Origin of the sequence: Streptomyces sp. XM83C, assembly GCF_023072675.1 — a bacterium.
Lineage (GTDB): Bacteria > Actinomycetota > Actinomycetes > Streptomycetales > Streptomycetaceae > Streptomyces > Streptomyces thermocoprophilus.
Map to the genome: position 1 here is coordinate 1 of NZ_JALLGL010000648.1, position 668 is coordinate 668.

At 70.7% G+C, this 668-nt stretch carries 1 pseudogene; it reads left to right on the forward strand.

The window, feature by feature from the left end:
* A pseudogene (locus MTQ10_RS30910) lies at positions 1–668 on the forward strand (IS5 family transposase); the annotation flags it as partial.

A 668-nucleotide genomic window follows, 5' to 3' on the forward strand; every position in this document is an offset into this window, starting at 1 on the left:
TCTTCGTGGCCACCTCGGGTTGCACCTGGCGGCAGCTGCCGCCAGTGTTCGGGCCGGCCTGGCCCACGGTCTACCGGCGCTTCGCCCAGTGGAGCCGGGACCGGGTGTGGGCCAGACTGCACCGGGTCATCCTCGACGAACTCGGCGCTCGGGGCGAGCTGGACTGGTCGCGGTGCGCGATCGACTCCGTCAGCGTCCGGGCGGCAAAAGGGGGCCACTGACCGGACCGAATCCGACCGACCGCGGCAAACCGGGATCGAAGATTCACCTGATCACCGACCGGAACGGGGTGCCGCTGTCGCTGGGCGTCTCCGGTGCCAACATGCATGACAGCCTCGGCCTCCAGCCGCTCGTGCGCGGAATCCCGCCGATCCGCTCCCGCCGCGGCCCGCGCCGCCGGCGTCCGGCCAAGCTCCACGCCGACAAGGGCTACGACTACGACCACCTGCGACGATGGCTTCGCGAGCGCCGCATCCGCCACCGCATCGCCCGCAAGGGCATCGAGTCGTCCACGCGGCTCGGCCGACACCGCTGGGTCGTCGAGAGAACGGTCTCCTGGCTGGCCGGATGCCGAAGGCTGCACCGCCGTTACGAGCGAAAGGCCGAGCACTTCCTGGCCTTCGTCGGCATCGCCGCAGCCCTCATCGGCTACCGCCGACTCACCAACT